General features: G+C 65.3%; 1 protein-coding gene. It reads right to left on the reverse strand.

Going from position 1 to position 326, the window contains the following annotated elements; translation table 11 throughout:
- Positions 1–237: hypothetical protein (locus WFK98_RS27435; RefSeq protein WP_336802527.1), on the reverse strand; the 237-nt coding region annotated here is incomplete at its 3' end.
- Between the last annotated feature and the right edge of the window lie 89 nt (positions 238–326).

The following is a 326-nucleotide window of genomic DNA, read 5'->3' on the forward strand; positions in this document are numbered from 1 at the left end:
GACCTCGAAGCGCTTCGCCGCCGCATAGGCGAGAAGGTTGGCGACTGTGGGGGCGATCGGAGGCCCCGGCATTCCGAGACGGGCCAGCGCCTCGATCAGCTCCGCCTCGTTCAGGATGCGGGTGACGCCGGCCGCTGGCGGTAGCGTGCTGACATAGGCGTTGGCCGCGCTCGACCAGAAGCGACTTTCGTCGCCACCGATGATCCAGAACCAACTTTCGGGGGTGAACCTGAGCATTTTGATCTCGCCTTAAATGTACTGCGCTCCGGTGGCCGACGTTCCGGCCGAGTTGCCCGGTAGAAACGAGGACCCTCCGCCCCAGACCG

The organism is Kaistia sp. MMO-174, from assembly GCF_037147815.1.
Taxonomy (GTDB): Bacteria; Pseudomonadota; Alphaproteobacteria; order Rhizobiales; family Kaistiaceae; genus Kaistia; species Kaistia nematophila.